Here is a 1441-nt window from a genome sequence, read left to right as displayed (position 1 = left end):
GATCTGCCAATCCTTAGCGGCCGGCGCGGCTTCGCGCGCCAGGCAGGCTGACTGGTGCGCTTTGCCCAATCGTTGGGTTGAGAGTGGCCAAGATTTCTGTTTCTTCAATGACCGCATCTGGTCGTTGCGCTGACGGTTGAGCCAAGACCGCCAATGTCGGGTATCGGGAAGGCAAATTGAAGTCCTGAAGACCCGCTGTGCAGCGCAAGGAGTCAGTCGTGACGGGCTGTAATATGGAAATCCAGTTGAAAAGCATGCAAAAGGCAAAAACCCCCGATTGTGGGACGAGGCCATGGTTGCTTTAGATTTCGGGGGAAGCTTATGTATCCACAGTTTCGCGTTATTGTCATTGGCGGCACGGGGCAAGTCGGCAGCGCAGTAGTGCAAGCGTTGCTTGCTGAGTCTGCATGCCGCGAAGTGGTCATGGTGACCCGTAAACCAGTGGTGATCGCTGATCCATCGCGCCTACGTAACGTGGCGATGAATACGGGTGCAGCTGATTTCGAAATGCGTGTTGCCGCTCTGGCGATAGAGGTCGCCGCCGGGGGCGATCGCGTGTCTGCCGTCAGCTGCGTCGGTGTAGGCAGCGGATCCTTGCAATGGACCGAAGAGCGGCTCAAACAGCTAGAAATCGGCGTGGTCGGCGCTTTTGCTCGCGGTGTGCGCCAAGCAGGTGTGGCGCAATTCTGCTTGCTATCGGCAGCCGGTGCTAACGCGGAAAGCCGGATTAAATATGTCCGAATAATGGGCTTAAAGGAAGCCGTTATCCAGGCGGTGAATTTTCCGCGCTTGGCGATTTTCCGCCCCGGCATCATCGTCGGCAACGCCCATACGCCGCGTTGGGTAGGCTGGCTCGGCAAGTTGGTGCCGAGTCCGTGGGGGAATATCGAACAGCGAGACATCGGAAAGGCCTTCGTCGCTGAACTAGCTAAAAAAGCGGCTGAAACCGGCGTGGCCTTTTACGACAACCAAGGGATGCGTAAAAGCATCGCAGACTTTACTGACCGTCCATTCGCTGCCTGAATCGCCCCAGTTTTCGTGGAATCTCGTTGGGTTAAATCGGACTCAAGCGAAAGAGCCGAAAGCACATCAACCCCGCTGCAGGCTATGTCGGCTTTGGAGGTGGCTGGTTTGCAAACGCAATGTCAAGAATCAGTCTCTTGGAGTCACCAAGCTAAGAAATGCGATTTCCTTGGTCACTGACTTCAACAGATCGACCAACCGGCTGTACGCCAAAATCATTCGTATGGCGTAGAGTCGGTCCAAAGTGGGCACTCATTTTGAGCAGAGGTGGGCGCGGAAACTTTCTGGGAATCGTTAGCGATCCAGCCGGCCGCGCCCGGACTCCGTGCCGAAGAAACTTGAGCCGTGCGTGAGGTACCGTTGAGGGGCACGCCACACATGACCGGTAAGCCATTGGTGCCTTTGTGGCCCGTACGTT

1 protein-coding gene is annotated in these 1441 nt (G+C 56.3%); it reads left to right on the top strand.

Translation table 11 applies throughout. The annotated features are described in order from the left end of the window. Nucleotides 1-321: 321 nt before the first annotated feature. The gene (locus C5P05_RS00570) at nucleotides 322-1023 is read left to right on the top strand and encodes a hypothetical protein (RefSeq protein ID WP_114967993.1); all 702 of its coding nucleotides are present in this window, start codon (nucleotides 322-324) and stop codon (nucleotides 1021-1023) included. Nucleotides 1024-1441 lie beyond the last annotated feature (418 nt).

The sequence above is a fragment of the Rhodoferax ferrireducens genome (assembly GCF_003347515.1).
Classification (GTDB): domain Bacteria; phylum Pseudomonadota; class Gammaproteobacteria; order Burkholderiales; family Burkholderiaceae_C; genus Rhodoferax.
This window is presented reverse-complemented; position numbering and strand designations above follow the sequence as displayed.

Excerpts from the sequence above, each read along its gene's own strand:
- C5P05_RS00570 (WP_114967993.1), top strand. The coding sequence starts at position 322 with ATGTATCCACAGTTTCGCGTTATTGTCATTGGCGGCACGGGGCAAGTC.